The sequence below is a fragment of the Citrobacter sp. A316 genome (assembly GCF_002042945.1).
GTDB lineage: Bacteria > Pseudomonadota > Gammaproteobacteria > Enterobacterales > Enterobacteriaceae > Citrobacter > Citrobacter portucalensis.
The window spans coordinates 1-20,683 of sequence record NZ_MVFZ01000033.1 but is presented as its reverse complement, the minus strand read 5'-3'; the positions used below and the strand labels follow the sequence as shown (position 1 = coordinate 20,683).

Below are 20,683 nucleotides of genomic sequence, written 5' to 3'. Positions count from 1 at the left end.
GCTAAACGTTGTGCGTATATCGTTATGCGGCTTCGACTTTACGCACTTTCTCTGGCAGCTTTACCGGCTGAGTCGCCAGCTCCTCGGGTTCAAAGTCATCCACGTTGATACTGCGCAGGCGGCTCGCTTCGGCTTTCACCAGAATTGCGGCTTCATCTTTATCAATCAGCCCTTTCGCCAGCGCATTGTGCGCCAGTTCGTCGAGACGGGTAAATGGCAGGTTTTTACCCAACTCTTTACAGATCCGCTGGTGGATAGGGTCGGCTGCAATCACGTCCTGCAGCGCCTCTTCCAGCAAACCAACCGGGTTATGCTCGCTTGGCGTCAGATATTGACCGCGACCAATACGAGAACGAGTCGCGCTCGGAACCTGCAAAATCTTCGCGACTTTATGGTCCAGCTTGTCAGACGGAGCGTCGTAGTGGCGACCGGTCGGGAAGATAACCACGTTCAGCAAGCCCGCGACCAGACGGTTCGGGAAGTTTTTCAGCAGATCGTCCATCGCCTGTTCCGCTTTGTACAACGCATCCTGAACGCCCCAGTGAACCAACGGCAGGTCCGCTTCATTACGGCCTTCATCGTCATAACGTTTCAGTACCGCGGAGGCCAGATACAGCTGACTTAACACATCGCCCAGACGCGCGGAGATACGTTCACGACGCTTCAGACTGCCACCCAGTACGGCCATGGACACATCTGAAAGCAATGCCAGGTTGGCGCTCAAACGGTTCAGGTGCTGGTAGTAACGTTTGGTCGCATCGCCGGTTGGCGTGCTGCTGGTTAAGCCACGTGTCAGACCAAGCCAGAAGCTGCGTACTTTGTTACTGCCAACGTGACCGATGTGTTTGAACAGCAGCTTGTCGAACGCATTCACATCGTTACTCTGTGCCGCAGCCATCTCTTCCAGAACGTACGGATGGCAGCGAATCGCACCCTGACCGAAGATCATCATGCTACGGGTCAGAATGTTGGCACCTTCAACGGTAATGGCGATTGGCGCACCTTGATAAGCGCGGGCGAGGAAGTTGCTTTCGCCAAGCATAATGCCTTTACCACCAGTGATATCCATCGCATCAATGATTGACTGCTGCCCGCGGTGGGTACAGTGATATTTCACGATAGCCGACAGCACCGCCGGTTTTTCACCCAGCATAATGCCGTAGGTAATCAGTGATGCCGCAGCGTCCATCACGTAGGCGTTACCGGCAATACGTGCCAACGGCTCTTCAATACCTTCCATCTTGCCGATGGAAATTTTGAACTGGCGACGAATGTGCGCATACGCGCCGGTGGCCATCGCGACCGATTTCACGCCGCCCGTCGAGTTAGACGGCAGGGTAATACCGCGTCCTACAGACAAGCATTCCACCAGCATGCGCCAGCCCTGACCGGCCATTTTCGGACCACCGATGATGTAATCAATCGGTACAAACACATCTTTGCCCAGCGTCGGACCGTTCTGGAACGGCACGTTCAGCGGGAAGTGACGACGCCCAATTTGTACACCCGGCGTTGAGGTTGGGATCAGTGCACAGGTAATGCCGAGATCTTCTTCACCACCCAGCAGTTTTTCCGGGTCGGAGAGTTTAAACGCCAGACCCAGTACGGTAGCGATAGGGGCCAGCGTGATATAACGTTTGTTCCAGGTCAGGCGCATACCCAGCACCTGCTGACCCTGCCAGTCGCCCATACAAACCACGCCGGTATCAGGGATGGCGCCTGCGTCGGAGCCTGCTTCTGGGCTGGTCAGAGCAAAGCATGGGATCTCCTGACCGCGAGCCAGGCGCGGCAGGTAATGATTTTTCTGCTCTTCGGTGCCGTAATGTTGCAGCAGTTCGCCTGGACCTAATGAGTTAGGTACGCCAACGGTGATCGCCAGGATCCCGGAAACGCCGGAGAGTTTCTGCAGAACACGAGCCTGAGCATATGCTGAGAATTCCAGCCCGCCGTACTCTTTCTTAATGATCATCGCGAAGAAGCGGTGTTCTTTCAGATATGCCCACAGTTCCGGCGGCAGATCTGCGAGTTCGTGAGTGATCTGGAAGTCGTTCGCCATGCGGCACGCTTCTTCCACTGGACCGTCAATAAACGCTTGTTCTTCAGCGGTCAGATGCGGTTGAGGATAGTTATGCAGTTTTTTCCAGTCAGGCTTGCCCTGGAACAGGTCACCTTCCCACCAGGTTGTACCCGCATCAATCGCTTCTTTCTCAGTACGCGACATCGGCGGCATGACCTTACGGAAACCGCGGAACACCGGTGCAGAGATCATGGATTTGCGCATCGGCGTAAAGTTAAACGGCACGAGGATAATGGCCAGAGGAACCAGCAGCCAGACTGACCACAGGCCAGCCACGCCAAGCGCAGCTGTCCAGGCGAGCAAAATTAAGCTGCTGAGGAATAAGCTCACGCGGTGATAAAACAGAACGCTGAGCAGAACAACCGTAGCGATAATACTCAAAATCATCATAACGAAAAGCTCCCTTGCTTGTAGGAGGTCTGACCACTTGTGATGATATGGTTGTAGTGGATGTAAATTCTTTTAGCAATGTGTTTACAAAATAATTACAACAAAGCTCACATTGTTGCTGTTTTAACCGGCACAAAAAATCAAAAGCCGTAGCCATTCCTGTGGCTTGTACTTCTCGCTGGTAGCGCTATCCGGTACACTGCGTCTTGTCATTTACATTCATGCTGAAGGATATCCTCATGTACCAGGATCTTATTCGTAACGAACTGAGCGAAGCGGCGGAAACGCTGGCTAATTTTCTTAAAGATGACGCCAATATTCACGCCATTCAGCGCGCGGCGGTTCTGTTGGCAGACAGCTTTAAAGCGGGCGGTAAGGTGCTTTCTTGCGGTAACGGCGGTTCCCATTGCGACGCGATGCACTTTGCCGAAGAGTTGACCGGACGCTATCGCGAGAACCGTCCTGGTTATCCGGCGATCGCTATCTCTGACGTCAGCCATATCTCCTGCGTCAGCAACGATTTCGGTTACGATTATGTGTTCTCTCGCTACGTAGAAGCCGTGGGTCGTGAAGGTGATGTTCTGTTAGGCATCTCGACTTCGGGTAATTCCGGTAACGTAATTAAAGCGATTGCCGCAGCGCGTGAGAAAGGGATGAAAGTGATCACCCTGACCGGTAAAGATGGCGGCAAAATGGCGGGCAGCGCGGATATTGAAATTCGCGTGCCGCACTTTGGCTACGCTGACCGTATTCAGGAAATTCATATCAAAGTGATCCATATCCTGATCCAGCTGATCGAAAAAGAGATGGTTAAGTAAGCGGGTAATTTATTCTGTGTTTTTGCCGGATGGCGACGTGAAGACGTCTTATCCGGCCTACATGAACTCCACGTAGGCCTGATAAGCGCAGCGCTATCAGGCAGAGCACCGTGTTAAGGTAGGTGATGTATGTGCGAACTGCTCGGGATGAGCGCCAATGTGCCAACCGATATCTGCTTTAGCTTCACCGGGCTGGTTCAGCGCGGCGGAGGGACCGGGCCGCACAAAGACGGCTGGGGTATTACGTTTTATGAAGGTAAGGGCTGCCGTACGTTTAAAGATCCGCAACCCAGCTTTAATTCGCCTATCGCCAAACTGGTACAAGACTACCCCATTAAATCCTGTTCCGTGATTGCCCATATTCGTCAGGCGAACCGTGGCGAAGTGGCGTTGGAAAATACCCATCCCTTTACCCGCGAACTGTGGGGACGCAACTGGACCTATGCTCATAATGGACAGCTCAGTGGCTATAAATCGCTGGAAACCGGAAATTTCCGCCCGGTCGGAGAAACCGACAGCGAAAAAGCGTTCTGCTGGCTGCTCCACAAGCTGACGGAGCGTTATCCGCGCACGCCTGGCAATATGACGGCAGTGTTTAAATATATCGCGATGCTGGCAGGGGAACTGCGGGAGAAGGGCGTCTTCAACATGCTGTTGTCTGACGGGCGCTATGTGATGGCCTTCTGTTCGACCAACCTGTTTTGGATCACGCGTCGTGCGCCGTTTGGCGTGGCGACATTGCTGGATCAGGATGTGGAAATCGATTTTAGCTCAGAGACCACACCCAATGATGTGGTCACCGTGATTGCCACTCAACCGTTAACCGGCAATGAAACCTGGCAAAAGATTATGCCAGGCGAGTGGGCATTATTTTGTCTCGGGGAGCGTGTAGTTTGATGCCAGTTGCGGCTGAACCACTTCGTGACTCAACGGCTTGCTGACGACGTAACGACCATCGACGACGGAAACGGTCGGTGGCTTACGCGTTTGTTCAAAGTAATCGTATCCCGGCTTTAACTGGGTCCAGAAATCTTTGTAATACGAGAACTTATGGCGCTGCATGTTGGCATCGGTCATGCGGAACGGGTAAATGCTAACCTGTACGCTGGACTGCCCAAACACCAGAGCACCGGTCACAAACTGGAAAATCTCATCAATGCCGTTGTCGGTCATTGCGTAGCAGCCGACGGAAACGCAGGCGCCGTGGATCATCAGGTATTTACCTTCATAACCGTGTGCGCGGTCGTAGGCATTAGGGAAACCAATGTTAATCGCTTTATAGAAGCGGCTATCTGGTTTCAGCTGTCCACGCTGAACGCTGTAAAACCCTTCCGGACTTTTGAAATCACCCTGACGCTGTTTCGGCCCTAAGCCACCGGAATAATTACAGATCTTATAACTGTCGAGCAATTGATACTGTTCGCCCATCTTGACGTACAGATCCAGGGTTCGCTCTTCTTTGAAGATCTGGATATAAACGGGGGAGCCCATTAATTGCTGCTTATATTCTTTGCTGACAGGCGTAGTCGGGCTGCTGCTACTCAGCAAACCGGCAAATGAAACGCACGGCAATAAAAGCATCGCAAGAAAAAATGCGATTTTACGCATACTGCTTATTCCTTGATAAAACGATCACACACGCCAGGACGGCAAAAGAGTCCCCAAATCGGATAAATCTGGATCTGGAGCGCTCACATTATCACCCAGAGAGTTTTTCGCAAGTCTCTCGTGCGGCGTTTACACTTTAGATTTTCTTTATACGGAAAATTGTGCGTAAAGGCAGTCAGACACTGGCGTATTTTGCGCTTGAGCGCACTTCATTTAGTCTTATGAATACAGAATTCCTAATGTATTGAATTTAAAAAATTAATAATTTAATAATCGAATATTAAAATGGAATACCCGGCAATAGCGGTAGACTGCGGCGAACGTGTTTGATTGGGTATTTTTGTTTTCATGTCTTTTGTCTCTGCACCCCGACGCTTTTTGCCGGGTCTGCTGTCTTTGTGTGTTGTGTTGTCCTCAGCGTCTGTCGCCAAAGTTCAGCCTCTCTTATCTGACGCCCATTTAAGCTATGCGGCGCAAATGCGCATGCGTAACCGCGCCCGACTGTTGAAGCAGTACCATGCACAGGTAAAAAAGCAGGCAAGTTATGTGGTGGAAGGAAATGCGCAAAGTAAAAGCGCGCTGCGCCAGCAGAACAGGACGCTGATTAAACAGCACCCGGAGTGGTTCCCGGGACCGCTGAAAGCGAGCGATCATCGCTGGCAGGAGTTGGCTGAGAATGACCATTTTCTTAGTAGCGATCATCTGCATAACATGACTGAAGTGGCAATCCACCGCCTTGAGCAGCAGCTAGGTAAACCTTATTTGTGGGGTGGGACCAGCCCGGATCAAGGCTTTGACTGCAGCGGGCTGATTTTTTATGCCTACAACAAAATCCTGGCGGCAAAATTGCCGCGTACGGCGAATGAAATGTATCACTATCGGCGGGCGACAATCGTCGCCAATCGCGACCTCCGTCGTGGTGATTTATTGTTCTTTCATATTCACAGTCGGGATATTGCCGATCATATGGGCGTCTATTTGGGGCAGGGACAATTTATTGAATCGCCGCGTACGGGAGAAACAATTCGGGTGAGTCATTTATCCGATGATTTCTGGCAGGATCATTATCTTGGCGCCCGTCGTATTCTTACGGAGAATACCATTCTGTAATCAAAAAGGCGGTGCGAATGACACCGCCTCGTCAAGGGTTAACTCAACGCCCCCATGATCTTTAATTCCAGCTCATCCGGAACTTCGTTATAAGACAACACCTGCAAACCCGGTGCGAACAGGCGCGCATAGCGCGCGAGCAGAGGACGTAGCTGTGGTGCGACCAGCAGTATCGGTTCTTTACCCGCGGCTTTCATCTGTTCTTTAATCTGCGGCATATTGGTCTGGAACTGATTGAGCATATTCGGATCGACCGGTACGCTATCGAGCACCACTTTGCCGCTTTGCTGAGCCTGATTCACCACATTTGCCAGCAGATTCTCCAGCTCATTGTTAAGGGTGTACACCGCCAACTCATCTTTGCGTACAAACGGATGGGTAATGCTGCGACGGAGGGCCAGACGCACATCTGCCGTTAACAGAATATGATCTTTGGTGACGGCGCTGCTGGCGACCAGAACGGTAGCTATCGTGACGATATCGCGCAACGGCACGCCTTCGATCAGCAACGCCCGGTAAACCTTCAGGAGCTGGCTGTAATTCAGCGCCGCGCTCAGATCTTCCGCCAGACGAGGGGCCATCGAAGAGAGGCGGTTATGCAGTTGGGTAATATCGTCGTAGTTAAACAGGTCGGGAATATAGTTGCGAATGATTTTATTCACATGCGTCGCGATGACGCTGGCGCTATCAATCACCTGATATCCCATATTTAGCGCTTTGGCTTTTTGCGCCGGGACAATCCACGTGACCGGCATGCCGTAGGCCGGATCGTGGCCTAAGACACCATCGATCTCGCCGTAGGTTTCACTGGAAGGCAGCGCCATCAGCTTATCTGAGGGAATATCGGCCTCATCAGCCTTGATCCCATTGATAAAAATGGCGTACTGGGTCGGTTTTAGACGGAAGTTTTCGCGAATGCGAATTTCCGGCAGCAACACGCCGTTTGTGTCTGAAATAACCTGCCGCACACCGCGAATACGTTGGGTTAGCGGATTCCCTTTGGATTTGTCCACCAGCGACACTAGCTTGTACCCCAGACTCAGGCTGATTGGCTCAATTAAGGGGATCGTTTCCCAACTAACCTGTTGCTCGGTGGTTTCAACGATGGTTTTGGTCAGCGTTTCAAGATTTTTCTCTTCAGTTTCTGCTACCTTCGGGCGCTTGCTCATACGCCAGGCAGTGAACCCTAGCAGGGCGCTGAACACCAGGAATGGGAAATGCGGCATTCCCGGCACCACTGCCAGCACAAACATAATACTGGTGGCGGTGTAGAGCACGGAAGGGCTGGCTAGCAGCTGGCTACGTACGTCTGTGGCGATATCGCCGCTGTCGCTCACGCGAGTAACGATAATTGCCGCTGCCGTCGACAGCAGCAGAGACGGGATCTGGGCGACCAGACCGTCACCGATGGTCATCAGTACGTATTGCTGGAATGCGGCTTCGGCGCTTAAATCGTATTTGAAAATACCGATACACACGCCGCCGATCAGGTTGATGGCCAGGATCATCATCCCGGCGATGGCATCACCGCGCACGAACTTCGACGCACCGTCCATTGCGCCATAGAAATCCGCTTCACCCGCCACGTCTTTACGTCGCGCCTGCGCCTGGGCCTGATTAATCAGGCCCGCGTTCAGATCGGCGTCGATCGCCATCTGCTTCCCGGGCATGGCGTCGAGCGTAAAGCGGGCCGAAACTTCGGAGATACGCTCGGCACCCTTGGTAACCACGATAAAGTTGATGATCATCAGGATGATGAACACCACAAAACCGACGACAAAGTTACCGCCGATCACTACTTGACCGAAGGATTCAATCACCTTACCGGCAGCACCTGCGCCCATATGACCGTGCAGCAATACCACGCGTGTTGACGCCACGTTCAGCGTCAAGCGCATTAAGGTGGTGATCAGCAAAATGGTTGGGAACAGGCTGAATTCGAGCGGACGTTTTGCGGAAACGGCCACCAACAGCACCATCACCGCCAGCACGATGTTAAAGGTGAACAGAATATCCAGCAGGGCTGGTGGTAATGGCAGGATAACCATCGCCAGGATACACAGTATTACCAGCGGAATACCGATGTTACCGTTACGCAGCAGCGCGAGGAGTTGTTTAGTTGTTTTCGGCATCCAGCTTAAGAACCTCTTTGGGAATGGAAATATGTCTGTTCAGCGAAGGGCGAGCTTGCGAACCGTCACGCCAGTGCTTCATTTGCAGTACATAGGTCAGGACGTGTGCAATCGCCCGATAAAGTTGAAATGGGATCTGTTGATTGACCTGGGTGGTGTAATAAACGGAGCGCGCCAGCTTAGGAAATTCAACTATCTCAATGTTGCTTTCCGCCGCAACCTGACGGATATACAGCGCGATTTCATCGGTACCTTTAGCGACAACAAAAGGCGCGGCGGCGCGTGACTGGTCGTACTGCAGCGCCACGGCATAATGGGTTGGGTTGGTGATCACCACATCGGCTTTTGGCACAACTTTGCGAATTTGCCCCATTGCCATTTGCCGTTGCAGACGACGGATCCTGGCCTTAACTTCTGGCTTACCTTCCTGATTTTTATACTCTTCTTTGATCTCCTGCTTGGTCATTTTAAGGCCTTTTATAAACATTTTTTTCGCCAGAGGGACATCGACCAACGCAAAGAAAATAAACAGGATGATAAAGTTGCGCATAATACCGCTGTACAGCGCCAGACCATCGCTGACGGCTTGTTTGAAATACAGCTCCTGCAATCCCAGAAAAGCAGCAACGTTATTGCGTACGCTAATCCACAGCATCACCAGCAGGACAATCGCTTTGATCGTCATCTTGCCGGTGTCCACCAGGTGGTCGGTAGAAAATAAGCGGCCAATCCCTTTGAGCGGACTTAATTTGCTAAAGTCCGGCAAAATTTTCTTCGGCAGGAATAACCAGCCTCCGGGAATCAGCGAGGCAAACAGCGCGGCGACCGGCATGGGTAACAGCGTCAGGATGAACTTGGCTAGAATCAGCAGATGGTGTTCAAGGAACTGACCGATGATGTCCGGGTCATTAATGTTCTGCGCATATTGATGCACGCTGGTAAAGCTTTCGCGGACAAAATCTTCATACCAGGGGAAGCTGCTGGAAATCACCATAAACGCGGCAAACAGACTGGCGGCAAGCCCCATATCTTTTGAGCGCGGAATTTGTCCCTCTTGCCTGGCTTTGCGAAGTTTTTGCGCCGAGGGTTTTTCTGTTTTTTCTTCGCTGCTGCTATCCGCCATAGTGTCCCTTGAGCGCGTCAAGCTGCTGCAAGACGAAGTTTGCCAGGTGCAGATAGTGGTCGGGCAGGTTGTAAAGCAGCGTCGCAAAGCAGATAAGACCTGCCAGCATGTTGATCGGAAAACCTAAAGAGTACAGGTTGAGCGGAGGCGCAATACGGTTAAGTAGGCCAAAGCAGCCCTGGACAATCAGCATGATAAAGGTTGTTGGCAGCGCCAGCAGCGTGGCTGCGGCAAATACCCAGCCCAGCGCAAGGGAAATGGTGCGCAGAGATTGCGGATGTAGCGCATTGCCAATCGGCCAGTAGGTAAAGCCTTTGAATAAAATGCTCACCAGCAGCAAATGTCCATCCATCGCAAAAAACAGTATCACTGCGTAGATGTTGATTATCTCCGCCAGTACCGTCGTTGACGCGCCGCTGCTGGGATCGTTCATCACCGCCATGCTCATCCCCATATTAAATGAGAGGATCTGGCCCGCCAGCTGCAGCGCTAAAAATAAAAACTGCAGCATCAGGCCAAAAAGCATGCCCCACAGAAACTGCTCTGCGGTCAAAATAATGCTGTTGATCGACAGTAGGCTGTCAGGTACGGGATGGGGGATAAGTGGCGTAATGATAAAGGCCAGCGCCAGGGACAAAATAATGCGTATCCGCACCGTGAGCGCCGCGTTATCCAGCACCGGCGCGTAGTGAATAAACGCCATAATGCGCACGAACGGAAACCACATGCCCAGAATCAGGTTACTTAACTGTGTAATGTCTGTTTCGCGCATGTCAGTGCACCAGAATGGCGGCCTGAGTGAACAGATGCACGCAGAGATCGCTCAGTTGGACGATCATCCATTTTCCGCAAATTCCCAATACTGCGAGGGTGACGATAAGCCTGGGCAAAAAGCTGAGCGTTTGTTCGTTAATCTGCGTCACAGCCTGAAAAATGCTGACCAGCATACCCACCAGCAAGCTGGGAACGACCAACACGCAGACTAAAATGATCACGACTTTTATGCCGCTGGCGACGATATCGGCGGCTACATCAATGGTTAACATATCCGAACTCCGTTAGCCTAATCCCAGACCGCGAATACTGGAGGTCAGCGTACCGACGGTCAGCGCCCAGCCATCAATAAGTACAAACAGCATCAGCTTAAAGGGCAGAGAAACGATCAGCGGCGACAGCATCATCATCCCCATCGCCATCAGCACGCTGGCGACGATCAGGTCGATTACCAGGAATGGGATGTAAATCATGAAGCCTATCTGGAAGGCAGTTTTAAGTTCGCTCAGTACATACGCCGGTACGATAATGGAGAGATCCTGATCGGCTGCATTACCTTTCGCGTTGGCGATCGTCATTATCTGCGCAATCGCTTTTTTGTTGGTCTGCGCCAGCATAAAGCGCTTCAATGGTGAGGCGGCGGTGCTCAGGGCGTCAGGGAGCGTGATTTGATCGTTTTCGAAAGGCACAACCGCGTGGTCGTAAATGTTGATCCAGATCGGACGCATCACCAGCATGGTTAACGACAGCGCAATGCCAATCAGTATGCGGTTGGGCGGCGTTTGCTGCAGCCCCAACGCCTGACGCAGCAGGGAAAGAACAATAATAAATCGGGTAAAACAGGTCATCATCAGCACCAGAGTAGGCAGAATACCCACCAGGGTCATCAGGAGCAGAACCTGAATTTTTACGCTGTATTCCTGGCTATTGCCGTGCGAAATCACATTCAGCAACGGGATATCTCCCCCTTGCGCACAGGCAAAGGGAGAAAGGATGAGTAATGAGATACCCAGGATGAGCGTGAGTGTTGGTGCGCGTTTCATGGTGCCAGGTCGTTGATTTCATGTGTGTTGAATTCAAGGACGCGCAGGCCATACTTTTCATTGACCACCACCACTTCAGCCTTACCTAACAGGATATTGTTGACCTTAATATCCAGCGGTTCACCGGCGAGCTTGTCCATCTCAATGACGGTGTCGTCATCAATGTTCAGCAGATCGGCCAGCATCACTTCCACGGAGGACACTTCCAGTGTGAGTGTGACTGGAATTCGTTTGAGTAACGACATCGACTCGGAAAAGCGATCTTCTAAACGTGATACCAGCGATTCTGCTACGGACGGCGCGGGCGGTGTGGTCGTTTCGGGCGCTAACTCGAAACCTTGCTCTAAAATATCTTCTGGCTTACTCATAGGATTTCTCCGTCTTGCTCGTTAATTCGGACAAAAATAGTTTGTCTTTGTCCTCTACGATAAGGGCATTAAATAGTTCGGATTTCCCGATATAAACAGGGAAAGTATCAGGCATTGCGATAGGCAAAATATCCCCGGGCTTGATTGTTGTCAGGTCGGCAACATTGAGAGGGATTTCCGCAATCTTGACGTTCATAGTTAGCGGCAGCGTATGAATGATTTCTTTGATCAGCGTTTTTTTACGCGTCTCAGCGCTGACTTTATCAATCTGCTTTTTCTTCTCACCGTGCTCACTACGACGGATTAAATTCAGAATGTAATCGGTATGGGAGTCATCCAGTAAGATGCGGAAACTGCAATTCTCCTCATCACCTAAAATAAACGTAAGTTGATAAGCCCAGTGGGTTTGTACGGTGCTACTGTCGGGTTTAAGCGTCAGTGGAATACCGGATATATTTTTATTAAAAATGATATTGCAAATATCCAGCGCCAGTCTGCTTCTCAGCCGGATTTCTGTTTTGGTCGGTAAACCATCCTGCGATTTCTCGTCTGCGAGAGAAGAGGCCAGACCATAAAAGTTACCTAATAACATTAACAATAATGCGCGATCGATATCAAAGGCCAGATGCCCAACCTGAGAAACTAATAATTCCGCACTTTTATTGATAACATCCATCTCACAGTGTATTTTCTTGAGTGTTATATTTGTGCGGTGTTTTTTCAGGAAATAGTTTCCAAGATGTGATTCAATTGTATCAAAACTCCCTGTAAACATAGTCGGCAGACGATGATATGGACGTCCAAGCCGGTTTCCTTCAAGTTTAAAGATTCCGGGTGTTTGACTATATTTCAGCATGGTACGCTTTCTCAGCTGTAATTTCTGGGGCGGTTGAATTGATATCAAATCCCGCGGTTATCAAAAAAAATACAAATTCGTTTAATTTATTGTTCATCCTTGACGCTATTCTCATCGTGTTGAAGTCCATTAGATACGAAATGCAGTACCTACTCACGTCTATGGAGTAGGGCTGGATATTAGATATTTTACCCCTCTCATCTGCAAGTTATTAATGGCGCTAGGTTATAATTAAAAAATAATTAATTACATATACGTGATGCTTCCCGCTAATCATCCTGCCTTCTTAAGGTATATCCCACATAGCTGTATTGGCTAATTATTGTACTGATTCATCGCTAACATATTGTTTTTTATAAAATAATATTTTTATTATCTTTTAATTTTAGATTGTTAATGGTACCAGTGTTAGTATTTTTTTAGGAAAAACCCTATTTGAAAATAATCTCCGATAGGACTGCCCTTTGTAAGGGTGGTAAAACATGAGCAAGGATGGGATTAAGACATGGCACGGGCGATATCTATTATTCGATGATTGTGCTTTGGAATGATTTGTATATTTCTCGTAACGGATGTTAACTTTACTTCTAAGTGTAAAATAATCATGTTTGAACTTATTGCTGAAGCAGCCTCCAGTATCAATGTTTTTTCAATGGCAAGGCGTATTGCTGCTTTTAATGTTCCAGTGCTTATCCATGGCGAAACCGGTACTGGTAAAGAGTGTATCGCCAAATTTATCCACTCGATTGCGTTTGCGCAGGAGGCATCGGCACCTTATATCGGGGTGAACTGTGCCGCTATTCCTGAAAATATGCTTGAAGCCACGCTGTTTGGTTATGATAAAGGTGCGTTTACCGGGGCTGTGGCCACCATACCGGGTAAGATGGAATTGGCCAATAACGGTACATTGTTGCTGGATGAGATCGGTGATATGCCTCTGGCGCTGCAGGCTAAAATATTGCGTGTATTGCAGGAACAACAGGTTGAGCGTTTAGGCAGTAACCGTTTAATCAAACTGAACTTCCGTTTAATTGCCTGCACCAATAAAAATCTTGAAGAAGAGGTTGCCGCAGGGCGCTTCAGAGAAGATCTCTATTATCGTATGTCCGTTATTCCGTTGACGATGCCGCCGCTGCGTGAACGTATGGAAGACATTATTCCGCTGGCCGAGTCCTTTATCAAAAAATACTCCACGGTGTTAGTTAAAAATATCAAGCTTTCCGAGTCGTCACGTCGGGCGTTACTCAGCTACGAATGGCCGGGTAACGTGCGTCAGCTTGAGAACGCTATTCAGCGAGGGATGATCCTTAATCGCGATGGCGTTATTTATCCCGATACCTTAGGTCTGCCATCCATTGAGTCCGATTCCTGGAGCGAGCCGCAATGGCAGCCAAAACCCAGTATGCCAATAACAACCGGCGACAATCTGGGCCAGCATGGGCGGAGCGCGCAATATCAATACATTGCTGACCTGATGCGTAAATATCAGGGCAATAAAACTAAAATTGCTGATTTATTAGGCATTACTCCTCGCGCACTTCGTTATCGTCTGGCGTCAATGCGAAAGCAGGGAATTGAAATCTTTTCCTGAATCAGTCTGTGGTACCGAGAACGCTTTTTTAATTTTAAGAGTAGGTCATGAGCATAAATACGATAGCCCCAGCCAGTACGATGCAGACGCAGATGATGCAAGACATGCAGCAGATGAAAGCGGTCGCACAAGCCCCCGTCCTTTCACCGATGCAGATTAACGCCCAGTTGGCATCATCTCCGGTTTCGTTCGACCGCGTTATGCAGGGGGCGCTGAACCATGTGGACCAATTCCAGCAGGTCGCAGAGCAAAAACAAACGGCCATTGAGATGGGAAAAAGCGATGACCTTGCGGGGGCCATGATTGCCAGTCAGCAGGCATCGTTATCGTTTTCTGCGCTGGTACAGGTCAGAAATAAAGTCGCTTCCGGATTCAATGACCTGATGAGCATGTCAGTCTAACGCTATGAATGAATTAATAAAAAAACTCACTCGTTTTTTACCCTCGTTCTCTTTCAGGCTGGATGGAAACAAACGTCTGGTGTTACTGGCGGCTGCGGCGCTTGCGGCTACCGCCATAATTGTTAGCGTGCTGTGGAACGGTAACCATGGCTATGTTTCGCTGTACGGTAGCCAGGAAAATCTCCCTGTTTCACAGATAGTCACCGTGCTGGACGGCGAAAAGCTGGAATACCGTATCGACCCGCAAAGCGGGCAAATTCTGGTTCCGGAAGACGCGCTGTCGAAAACGCGGATGACGCTGGCAGCGAAAGGTGTGCAGGCCATGCTGCCAAACGGCTATGAGCTGATGGATAAAGACGAAGTGCTGGGAGCCAGCCAGTTTGTACAGAACATTCGCTACAAGCGGAGTCTGGAAGGTGAACTGGCGCAGAGCATCATGACGCTGGACGCTGTAGAAAGCGCCCGCGTGCATCTGGCACTGAATGAAGAGAGTTCCTTTGTCGTCAGCGACGAGCCGCAAAACAGTGCCTCGGTGGTGGTGCGTTTGCATTACGGCAGCAAGCTGGATATGGACCAGGTAAATGCCATTGTGCATCTGGTGTCCGGTAGCGTGCCTAATTTGAATGCGTCGCAGGTTAGCGTTGTCGACCAGGCGGGGAATTTACTGTCCGACGGCATTGGCGCAGGTGAAGCCGTTTCTGCGGCGACGCGTAAGCGTGACCAGATCCTTAAGGATATTCAGGATAAGACCCGCGCCAGTCTCGCAAATGTCCTCGACTCGCTGGTAGGCACTGGCAACTACCGGGTGAGCGTGATGCCGGATCTCGATCTGAGCAATATCGACGAAACCCAGGAACATTACGGCGACACACCGAAGGTGAATCGCGAAGAAACGGTACTCGATAGCGATACCAACCAAATCGCCATGGGGATCCCCGGCTCGCTGAGCAACCGTCCTCCGCTGGCGGCAAACCAGGTAGGGAATGGTGCCGCTGCGGCGACGCCAGAAGAGTCTCGCCAGCCAGCCGCACTATCAAAGCATAGCGAAAATAAGCGCGACTACTCCTGGGATCGTAGCGTTGAGCATATCCAGCACCCGGGATTCGACATTAAACGTTTAAATGTGGCAGTGGTACTCAACCAGAACGCGCCTGCATTAAAAAACTGGAAACCGGAGCAAACCACGCAGCTGACGGCGCTGTTAAATAACGCCGCCGGGATTGATGCCAGACGTGGCGATAATCTGTCCTTATCACTGCTTAATTTTGTGCCGCAGTCGATCCCCGTCGAGCCGGTGGTCCCTCTGTGGAAAGATGACAACATTCTCGCCTGGGTGCGTCTGATTGGTTGCGGCCTGCTGGCTCTGCTGTTGCTGCTGTTTGTCGTACGACCGGTAATGAAACGTTTGACCGCTGAACGTCGCCGGACCTCAACGCCTGAACTGGCGCTGGACGCTGTACCAATTGCGATTCCTGCGGACAAGCCCCATTTTGCGGCCGCTGAGGATGAACGCAAAAATATCGAACTGCCTTCTTTCCCTGGCGACGACAGCCTGCCTTCGCAGAGCTCCGGTCTGGAAGTGAAGCTGGAGTTCCTGCAAAAACTGGCGATGAGCGACACCGATCGCGTAGCTGAAGTTCTCAGACAATGGATTACCAGCAATGAGCGAATTGACAATAAATAACGGCAGTAACAATAGCTACCTGGAGCAGGCCGCAATTTTATTACTGTGTCTGGGCGAGGAGGCGGCAGCCACGGTGATGCAAAAGCTCAGCCGTGAAGAGGTGGTTCGTCTGAGTGAAAACATGGCGCGTCTGTCTGGCGTGAAAACCAGCATGGCGAAAAAAGTAATCAATAACTTTTTTGACGAGTTCCGCGAGCAGAGCGGCATCAACGGCGCCTCGCGTTCTATGCTGCAAGGGATCCTCAATAAAGCGCTGGGAACAGAAATCGCCAGCAGCGTGATCAACGGTATTTACGGTGATGAGATCCGCTCGCGGATGGCGCGTTTGCAGTGGGTGGAACCGCGCCAGCTGGCGATACTGATCTCAGAAGAGCATTTGCAATTGCAGGCCGTCTTTCTTGCCTTCCTGACGCCGGAGATCTCGGCCATGGTGCTGTCTTACATGAGTGAGTCAGTACAAAACGAGATCCTCTATCGGGTTGCAAAGCTCAACGATGTAAACCGCGACGTTGTGGATGAGCTGGATCGGTTGATCGAACGTGGGCTGTCGGTGTTGTCTGAACACGGTTCGAAAGTGAAGGGGATCAAGCAGGCTGCGGATATCGTGAACCGCTTCCAGGGTAATCAACAGGTGATCCTCGATCAGCTACGTGAACGCGATGAAGATGTTCTTGAACAGTTGCAGGACGAAATGTACGACTTCTTTATCCTGAGCCGCCAAAGTGATGAAGTGCGCCGCCGTCTGCTAGACGAAGTGCCGATGGAAGACTGGGCGGTCGCGCTGAAAGGTACCGAAGCGCTGCTGCGTCGTTCGATTTATGCCGTGATGCCTAAGCGTCAGGTACAACAGCTGGAAGCGATAACGTCGCGCCTGGGTCCAGTTCCAGTGAGCCGTATTGAACAGATCCGCCGTGAAATCATGGGGATTGCCCGCGAGCTTGAGGAAGCGGGTGAAATTCAGTTACAGCTGTTTGCTGAACAGACGGCGGAGTAAAACATGGCGATTGAAACCATTCGTGGTCGCTACCGACTGCATCGCTTTCCTCCTCGCCAACGCCATTTGCAGGCTGAACAGCTGACGCCTGGGATCACGGCTGCGGATTATCAGCGTCAACTGATGGACGGTTTCCAGGAAGGTCTGCAAAAAGGCTTTGAACAGGGGATGACGGAAGGCCAGGAACAGGGCTTTCAGGAAGGCCATCAGAAGGGGCATGATGAAGGCCGTCGTCAGGGGTACACGGAAGGCAGCCTGGCCGGACAGCAGGAAGGACGTAAGCAGTTTGAGTTGTCAGCACAGCCGCTGGAAGCCATCACAGGCAAAGTGAACGACTACCTGGCGCACATTCAGCGTAAACAGCGGGAAGACCTGCTGCAATTGGTTGAAAAGGTCACGCGTCAGGTGATTCGTTGCGAGCTGGCGCTGCAGCCGACGCAGTTGCTATCGCTGGTTGAAGAGGCGATTTCGGCCTTTCCGGCGATGCCTGATTCGCTCCAGGTTCTGCTGAGTAATGAAGAGTTTAACCGTATTAAAGACGCAGCCCCGGAGAAGGTTACTGAATGGGGGCTGACCCCATCCCCCGATCTGCAGGCGGGCGAGTGTCGGGTAATTACCGATAAATCCGAGCTGGATATTGGCTGCGAGCATCGACTCGACCAATGCATGTCGGCGCTCAAAGAGTCGCTTCTGCCGGAGCCGACGGGTGAGTGACCATTCCTGCTTTGACAACGCGCTACGCTCCATTGAGTCGATCCCTTTAGCCCGGGTTGCCGGGCGACTGGTGCGCGTGAACGGCATTTTGCTGGAGAGCGTGGGCTGCCCGCTGGTGACCGGTCAGTTGTGCCGCGTCGAAAGCGCCAACCATACGTTGATCGACGCGCAGGCGGTAGGGTTTAACCGCGATATCACCTACCTGATGCCCTTCAAGCATCCCGTCGGGCTGATGGCGGGCGCGCGCGTTTTCCCCGAAGAAAAAGCCCAGGAGATCCTGATTGGCGAAAGCTGGCTGGGGCGGGTGGTCAATGGTCTGGGCGAACCGCTGGATGCCAAAGGGCGTCTGACGGGCAATGACGTGCTGCCGCCTCAGGCACCTTCCATCAACCCCCTCACACGCCGCTCGGTGAATCAACCGCTGGATGTCGGCGTGAAAGCAATCAACGGTCTGCTCACTATCGGCAAAGGCCAGCGAGTGGGACTAATGGCGGGCAGCGGCGTGGGAAAAAGCGTGCTGCTAGGGATGATCACCCGCCAGACCAAGGCCGATATCGTAGTGGTGGGGTTAATTGGCGAGCGTGGCCGCGAAGTGAAGGAGTTTATCGATCACTCGCTGGGCGCGGAAGGGTTGGCAAAATCTATTATCGTGGCAGCACCAGCGGATGAGTCGCCGTTAATGCGTTTGAAAGCCACCGAGCTTTGCCACTCGATCGCGGCCTGGTTTCGCGATCGCGGACATCACGTTTTACTGCTGGTGGATTCCTTGACCCGTTATGCCATGGCACAGCGTGAGATTGCGCTGTCACTGGGGGAACCTCCGGCGACGAAAGGCTATCCGCCGTCGGCGTTCGGTATGATCCCAAAGCTTGTGGAAAGCGCAGGTAACAGCGAAAGCGAAGGGTCAATGACCGCCATTTACACGGTACTGGCGGAAGGGGACGATCAGCAGGATCCGATCGTCGACTGCGCGCGTGCGGTATTGGACGGACATATTGTGCTGACGCGCAAACTTGCCGAAGCAGGCCACTATCCGGCGATAGATATTGGGCAGTCGATCAGCCGATGCATGAACCAGGTGACACCCCACGAACACCAACAATCGGCCCGTCTGCTGAAACAAAACTATGCCGCCTATATGGAAATTAAGCCGCTGATCCCGTTGGGGGGCTATGTTGCCGGAGCCGATCCTAGCGTAGATAAAGCCGTCAAAGTATTCCCCGCCATTGAGCGTTTTCTGCGTCAGGAGGTTAGTGAACCCGCCTCACTTGAGCTGGTGCAAAGTCGCTTACAAGCCCTTTTCCCCCAGGCAAAGAAAACGGAAGGTAAATAATCATGCGGCAAATTATTGATACCCTGGCGCAACTGCAGCGCCTGCGGGATAAATCAGTTAAGGACATGACGGTACAGTTGGCAAAACAGCAGCAGGTTTGCACTGGTTTTGACAATAACATCAAAGCGCTGGGCTATCTGATCCAAAAAACCGGCACCGGCGTTGAGGTGCCTTCCGTTGAATCGCTCAAAAACGTGAGCGGATACAAAGGTACGCTACGCACGGTGATTGCCTGGCAAGAGCAAGAGAAAACGCTGGCTAAAATCAAAGAGCAGCGTATTCAAAAAAACCTGGTTGCCGCGGCCTGCGAAGAGAAAATCGTCGCCATGACGCTGGATGATAAGCGCTACGAATTGAGCAATGAGGCGCTGGTAAAAGAGCAAAAAGCCGTTGATGAGATTGCTGCACAATGCTGGCTTAGACAGAAGGCGCTGGGGCTGGTATGAAAACGATCATTACTTTCGGCACGTTTGATGTTTTTCATATCGGGCATCTGCGTATTCTGCAACGCGCCGGGATGTTGGGGGAGAGGCTAATTGTCGGTATCTCTTCAGATGCGCTAAATATGCAGAAAAAAGGCCGGATGCCGGTTTATAGCCAAAGCGATCGCATGGGGATTGTCGCTGGGCTGAAATGCGTGGACAGCGTGTTTCTGGAAGAGTCGCTGGAGAAAAAAGCGGACTATATTCGCCAGTTTAACGCCGATACGCTGGTGATGGGCGATGACTGGGCTGGGCGCTTTGATAGTTTGTCGTACCTGTGTGAAGTGATCTATTTTCCACGCACACCCTCTATCTCTACTACATCGATCATTGAAGTGATTAAGCTGCATGAGTGAAAAAATATTCATTCTTGATTTTGAGGCAGATAAATGAAGTTAAAATTGTATATAAACTCATCATCAACATTTACAGCGTTGCAAATGTTTGACTTCGTTGCTTGTGCCAGCGATTTCAATACAATTAAAATTGTTAGTTGGTATCGCACTCCGTTAGCTTCTGATGCACTTAAGAAGATTAATGCTGTTAATACATTATATTTTTCTCAGATTTCACATTTATCTAAAGAGTATATAGCAAGAATATCTAATGTTATTGATAAATATAATCCTGAAGATGTTGAAGTCCATGCTAATATTTATTTTTCTCATGTTGAATCTTGGCGGTTACTTTCTGCCCTTGTTAAAAAATATTCTTGCAATAAAATAAGACTTCACTTATATGATGATGGTGCTGCCGGGGTTAATGAAAGAACCCGGTTAAACCAACTCAGTGAAAAAGAATATCTGCTGGAGAGTGCTAAAAATAAAGAAGATCTTTTGTCTCATGTATTTGAGGTTGAGGATCCTTTTTTGCCAGAATATTCTGTGCGTTGGCCGTCATTACGGTATTATTGCTGGCATCATATCGTAGAAACAACATATCATATATTGGGTGATAAATTCGCATGCTATAATGGGGTTATATCACCGTTTATGGAAGATATTTCACCTTATTGTCAGGTATTTGATTTTGGAATAATAAGTCCAAAAAAGATGGCGGCATGTTTATGTTTGCTAAATATTGATTATAATCAGTTTATTGATTTAAGGAAAGAAATGCTGGCACCCGATGCCGTTGTATTTACTGGTACAGGGAATTTCCAGCGTGAATATGATAATGGCTGCG

At 50.7% G+C, this 20,683-nt stretch carries 21 protein-coding genes; 12 read left to right on the top strand and 9 right to left on the bottom strand.

What is annotated here, in order from left to right; genetic code table 11:
* Window positions 1-22: 22 nt before the first annotated feature.
* Window positions 23-2,467, bottom strand: a complete 2,445-nt coding sequence (gene fadE / locus BZK41_RS25890; protein WP_079940084.1) for an acyl-CoA dehydrogenase FadE — start codon at window positions 2,465-2,467, stop codon at window positions 23-25.
* Window positions 2,468-2,706: 239 nt separating this feature from the next.
* Between fadE and lpcA the strand changes: the two genes are divergently transcribed.
* Together lpcA and BZK41_RS25880 are read left to right on the top strand one after the other, a co-directional pair.
* On the top strand, window positions 2,707-3,285 hold the full coding sequence (gene lpcA / locus BZK41_RS25885) for a D-sedoheptulose 7-phosphate isomerase (RefSeq protein ID WP_016151815.1): 579 nt from the start codon (window positions 2,707-2,709) through the stop codon (window positions 3,283-3,285).
* Window positions 3,286-3,414: 129 nt separating this feature from the next.
* Window positions 3,415-4,182, top strand: coding sequence for a class II glutamine amidotransferase (locus BZK41_RS25880; protein ID WP_003031388.1), 768 nt, complete (start codon window positions 3,415-3,417; stop codon window positions 4,180-4,182).
* Here the strand turns inward: BZK41_RS25880 and dpaA are convergent.
* Window positions 4,153-4,893: a peptidoglycan meso-diaminopimelic acid protein amidase gene (gene dpaA / locus BZK41_RS25875; protein ID WP_071696382.1), complete on the bottom strand. Its 741-nt coding sequence runs from the start codon at window positions 4,891-4,893 to the stop codon at window positions 4,153-4,155. The two genes, BZK41_RS25880 and dpaA, sit on opposite strands and share 30 nt — an antisense overlap.
* 348 nt (window positions 4,894-5,241) lie before the next feature.
* Between dpaA and BZK41_RS25870 the strand changes: the two genes are divergently transcribed.
* A complete protein-coding gene (locus BZK41_RS25870; protein ID WP_079940083.1) occupies window positions 5,242-6,003 on the top strand; it encodes a C40 family peptidase in 762 nt (253 codons plus the stop codon).
* Window positions 6,004-6,041: 38 nt separating this feature from the next.
* Here the strand turns inward: BZK41_RS25870 and BZK41_RS25865 are convergent, their stop codons facing one another.
* From BZK41_RS25865 to BZK41_RS25835, 7 genes are read right to left on the bottom strand one after another with little or no spacing between them, the layout of a single operon-like run.
* Entirely contained in the window at window positions 6,042-8,135 is a 2,094-nt protein-coding gene (locus BZK41_RS25865; RefSeq protein ID WP_079940082.1) for a flagellar biosynthesis protein FlhA, read from the bottom strand.
* Window positions 8,119-9,258 carry a flagellar biosynthesis protein FlhB gene (flhB, locus tag BZK41_RS25860; protein WP_079940081.1) on the bottom strand — a complete coding sequence of 380 codons (1,140 nt, stop codon included), beginning with the start codon at window positions 9,256-9,258 and terminating at the stop codon, window positions 8,119-8,121. Before flhB ends, BZK41_RS25865 begins: the two co-directional genes overlap by 17 nt.
* Window positions 9,248-10,030 carry a flagellar biosynthetic protein FliR gene (fliR, locus tag BZK41_RS25855; RefSeq protein ID WP_079940080.1) on the bottom strand — a complete coding sequence of 261 codons (783 nt, stop codon included), beginning with the start codon at window positions 10,028-10,030 and terminating at the stop codon, window positions 9,248-9,250. Before fliR ends, flhB begins: the two co-directional genes overlap by 11 nt.
* A gap of 1 nt (window position 10,031) precedes the next feature.
* Window positions 10,032-10,304, bottom strand: a complete 273-nt coding sequence (locus BZK41_RS25850; protein WP_003838859.1) for a flagellar biosynthetic protein FliQ — start codon at window positions 10,302-10,304, stop codon at window positions 10,032-10,034.
* Window positions 10,305-10,316: 12 nt separating this feature from the next.
* A complete protein-coding gene (fliP, locus tag BZK41_RS25845; RefSeq protein ID WP_079940079.1) occupies window positions 10,317-11,075 on the bottom strand; it encodes a flagellar type III secretion system pore protein FliP in 759 nt (252 codons plus the stop codon).
* Complete coding sequence (locus BZK41_RS25840) at window positions 11,072-11,443, bottom strand: FliM/FliN family flagellar motor switch protein (RefSeq protein WP_079940078.1); 372 nt, start codon at window positions 11,441-11,443, stop codon at window positions 11,072-11,074. The genes fliP and BZK41_RS25840 overlap by 4 nt, the downstream gene beginning before the upstream one ends.
* The gene (locus BZK41_RS25835) at window positions 11,436-12,299 is read right to left on the bottom strand and encodes a FliM/FliN family flagellar motor switch protein (protein WP_079940077.1); all 864 of its coding nucleotides are present in this window, start codon (window positions 12,297-12,299) and stop codon (window positions 11,436-11,438) included. The genes BZK41_RS25840 and BZK41_RS25835 overlap by 8 nt, the downstream gene beginning before the upstream one ends.
* A 604-nt stretch (window positions 12,300-12,903) precedes the next feature.
* On the opposite strand from BZK41_RS25835, the gene BZK41_RS25830 reads away from it, so the two are divergent.
* The 9 genes from BZK41_RS25830 to BZK41_RS27175 all read left to right on the top strand — a co-directional run.
* Window positions 12,904-13,890, top strand: a complete 987-nt coding sequence (locus BZK41_RS25830) for a sigma-54 dependent transcriptional regulator (protein ID WP_079940076.1) — start codon at window positions 12,904-12,906, stop codon at window positions 13,888-13,890.
* A 47-nt stretch (window positions 13,891-13,937) separates the two neighbouring features.
* Complete coding sequence (locus BZK41_RS25825) at window positions 13,938-14,291, top strand: flagellar hook-basal body complex protein FliE (protein WP_079940075.1); 354 nt, start codon at window positions 13,938-13,940, stop codon at window positions 14,289-14,291.
* A gap of 4 nt (window positions 14,292-14,295) precedes the next feature.
* The gene (gene fliF, locus BZK41_RS25820) at window positions 14,296-15,975 is read left to right on the top strand and encodes a flagellar basal-body MS-ring/collar protein FliF (protein ID WP_079940074.1); all 1,680 of its coding nucleotides are present in this window, start codon (window positions 14,296-14,298) and stop codon (window positions 15,973-15,975) included.
* Window positions 15,953-16,969, top strand: coding sequence for a flagellar motor switch protein FliG (locus BZK41_RS25815; protein ID WP_079940073.1), 1,017 nt, complete (start codon window positions 15,953-15,955; stop codon window positions 16,967-16,969). Before fliF ends, BZK41_RS25815 begins: the two co-directional genes overlap by 23 nt.
* Before the next feature lie 3 nt (window positions 16,970-16,972).
* The gene (gene fliH, locus BZK41_RS25810; protein ID WP_079940072.1) at window positions 16,973-17,683 is read left to right on the top strand and encodes a flagellar assembly protein FliH; all 711 of its coding nucleotides are present in this window, start codon (window positions 16,973-16,975) and stop codon (window positions 17,681-17,683) included.
* The gene (gene fliI, locus BZK41_RS25805) at window positions 17,676-19,016 is read left to right on the top strand and encodes a flagellar protein export ATPase FliI (protein ID WP_079940071.1); all 1,341 of its coding nucleotides are present in this window, start codon (window positions 17,676-17,678) and stop codon (window positions 19,014-19,016) included. The genes fliH and fliI overlap by 8 nt, the downstream gene beginning before the upstream one ends.
* A 2-nt stretch (window positions 19,017-19,018) precedes the next feature.
* Window positions 19,019-19,462 carry a flagellar export protein FliJ gene (gene fliJ, locus BZK41_RS25800; RefSeq protein WP_079940070.1) on the top strand — a complete coding sequence of 148 codons (444 nt, stop codon included), beginning with the start codon at window positions 19,019-19,021 and terminating at the stop codon, window positions 19,460-19,462.
* A complete protein-coding gene (locus tag BZK41_RS25795) occupies window positions 19,459-19,854 on the top strand; it encodes an adenylyltransferase/cytidyltransferase family protein (RefSeq protein ID WP_079940069.1) in 396 nt (131 codons plus the stop codon). Before fliJ ends, BZK41_RS25795 begins: the two co-directional genes overlap by 4 nt.
* A gap of 33 nt (window positions 19,855-19,887) precedes the next feature.
* A partial coding sequence (locus BZK41_RS27175; protein WP_139762672.1) for a hypothetical protein occupies window positions 19,888-20,683 on the top strand: 796 nt, incomplete at its 3' end.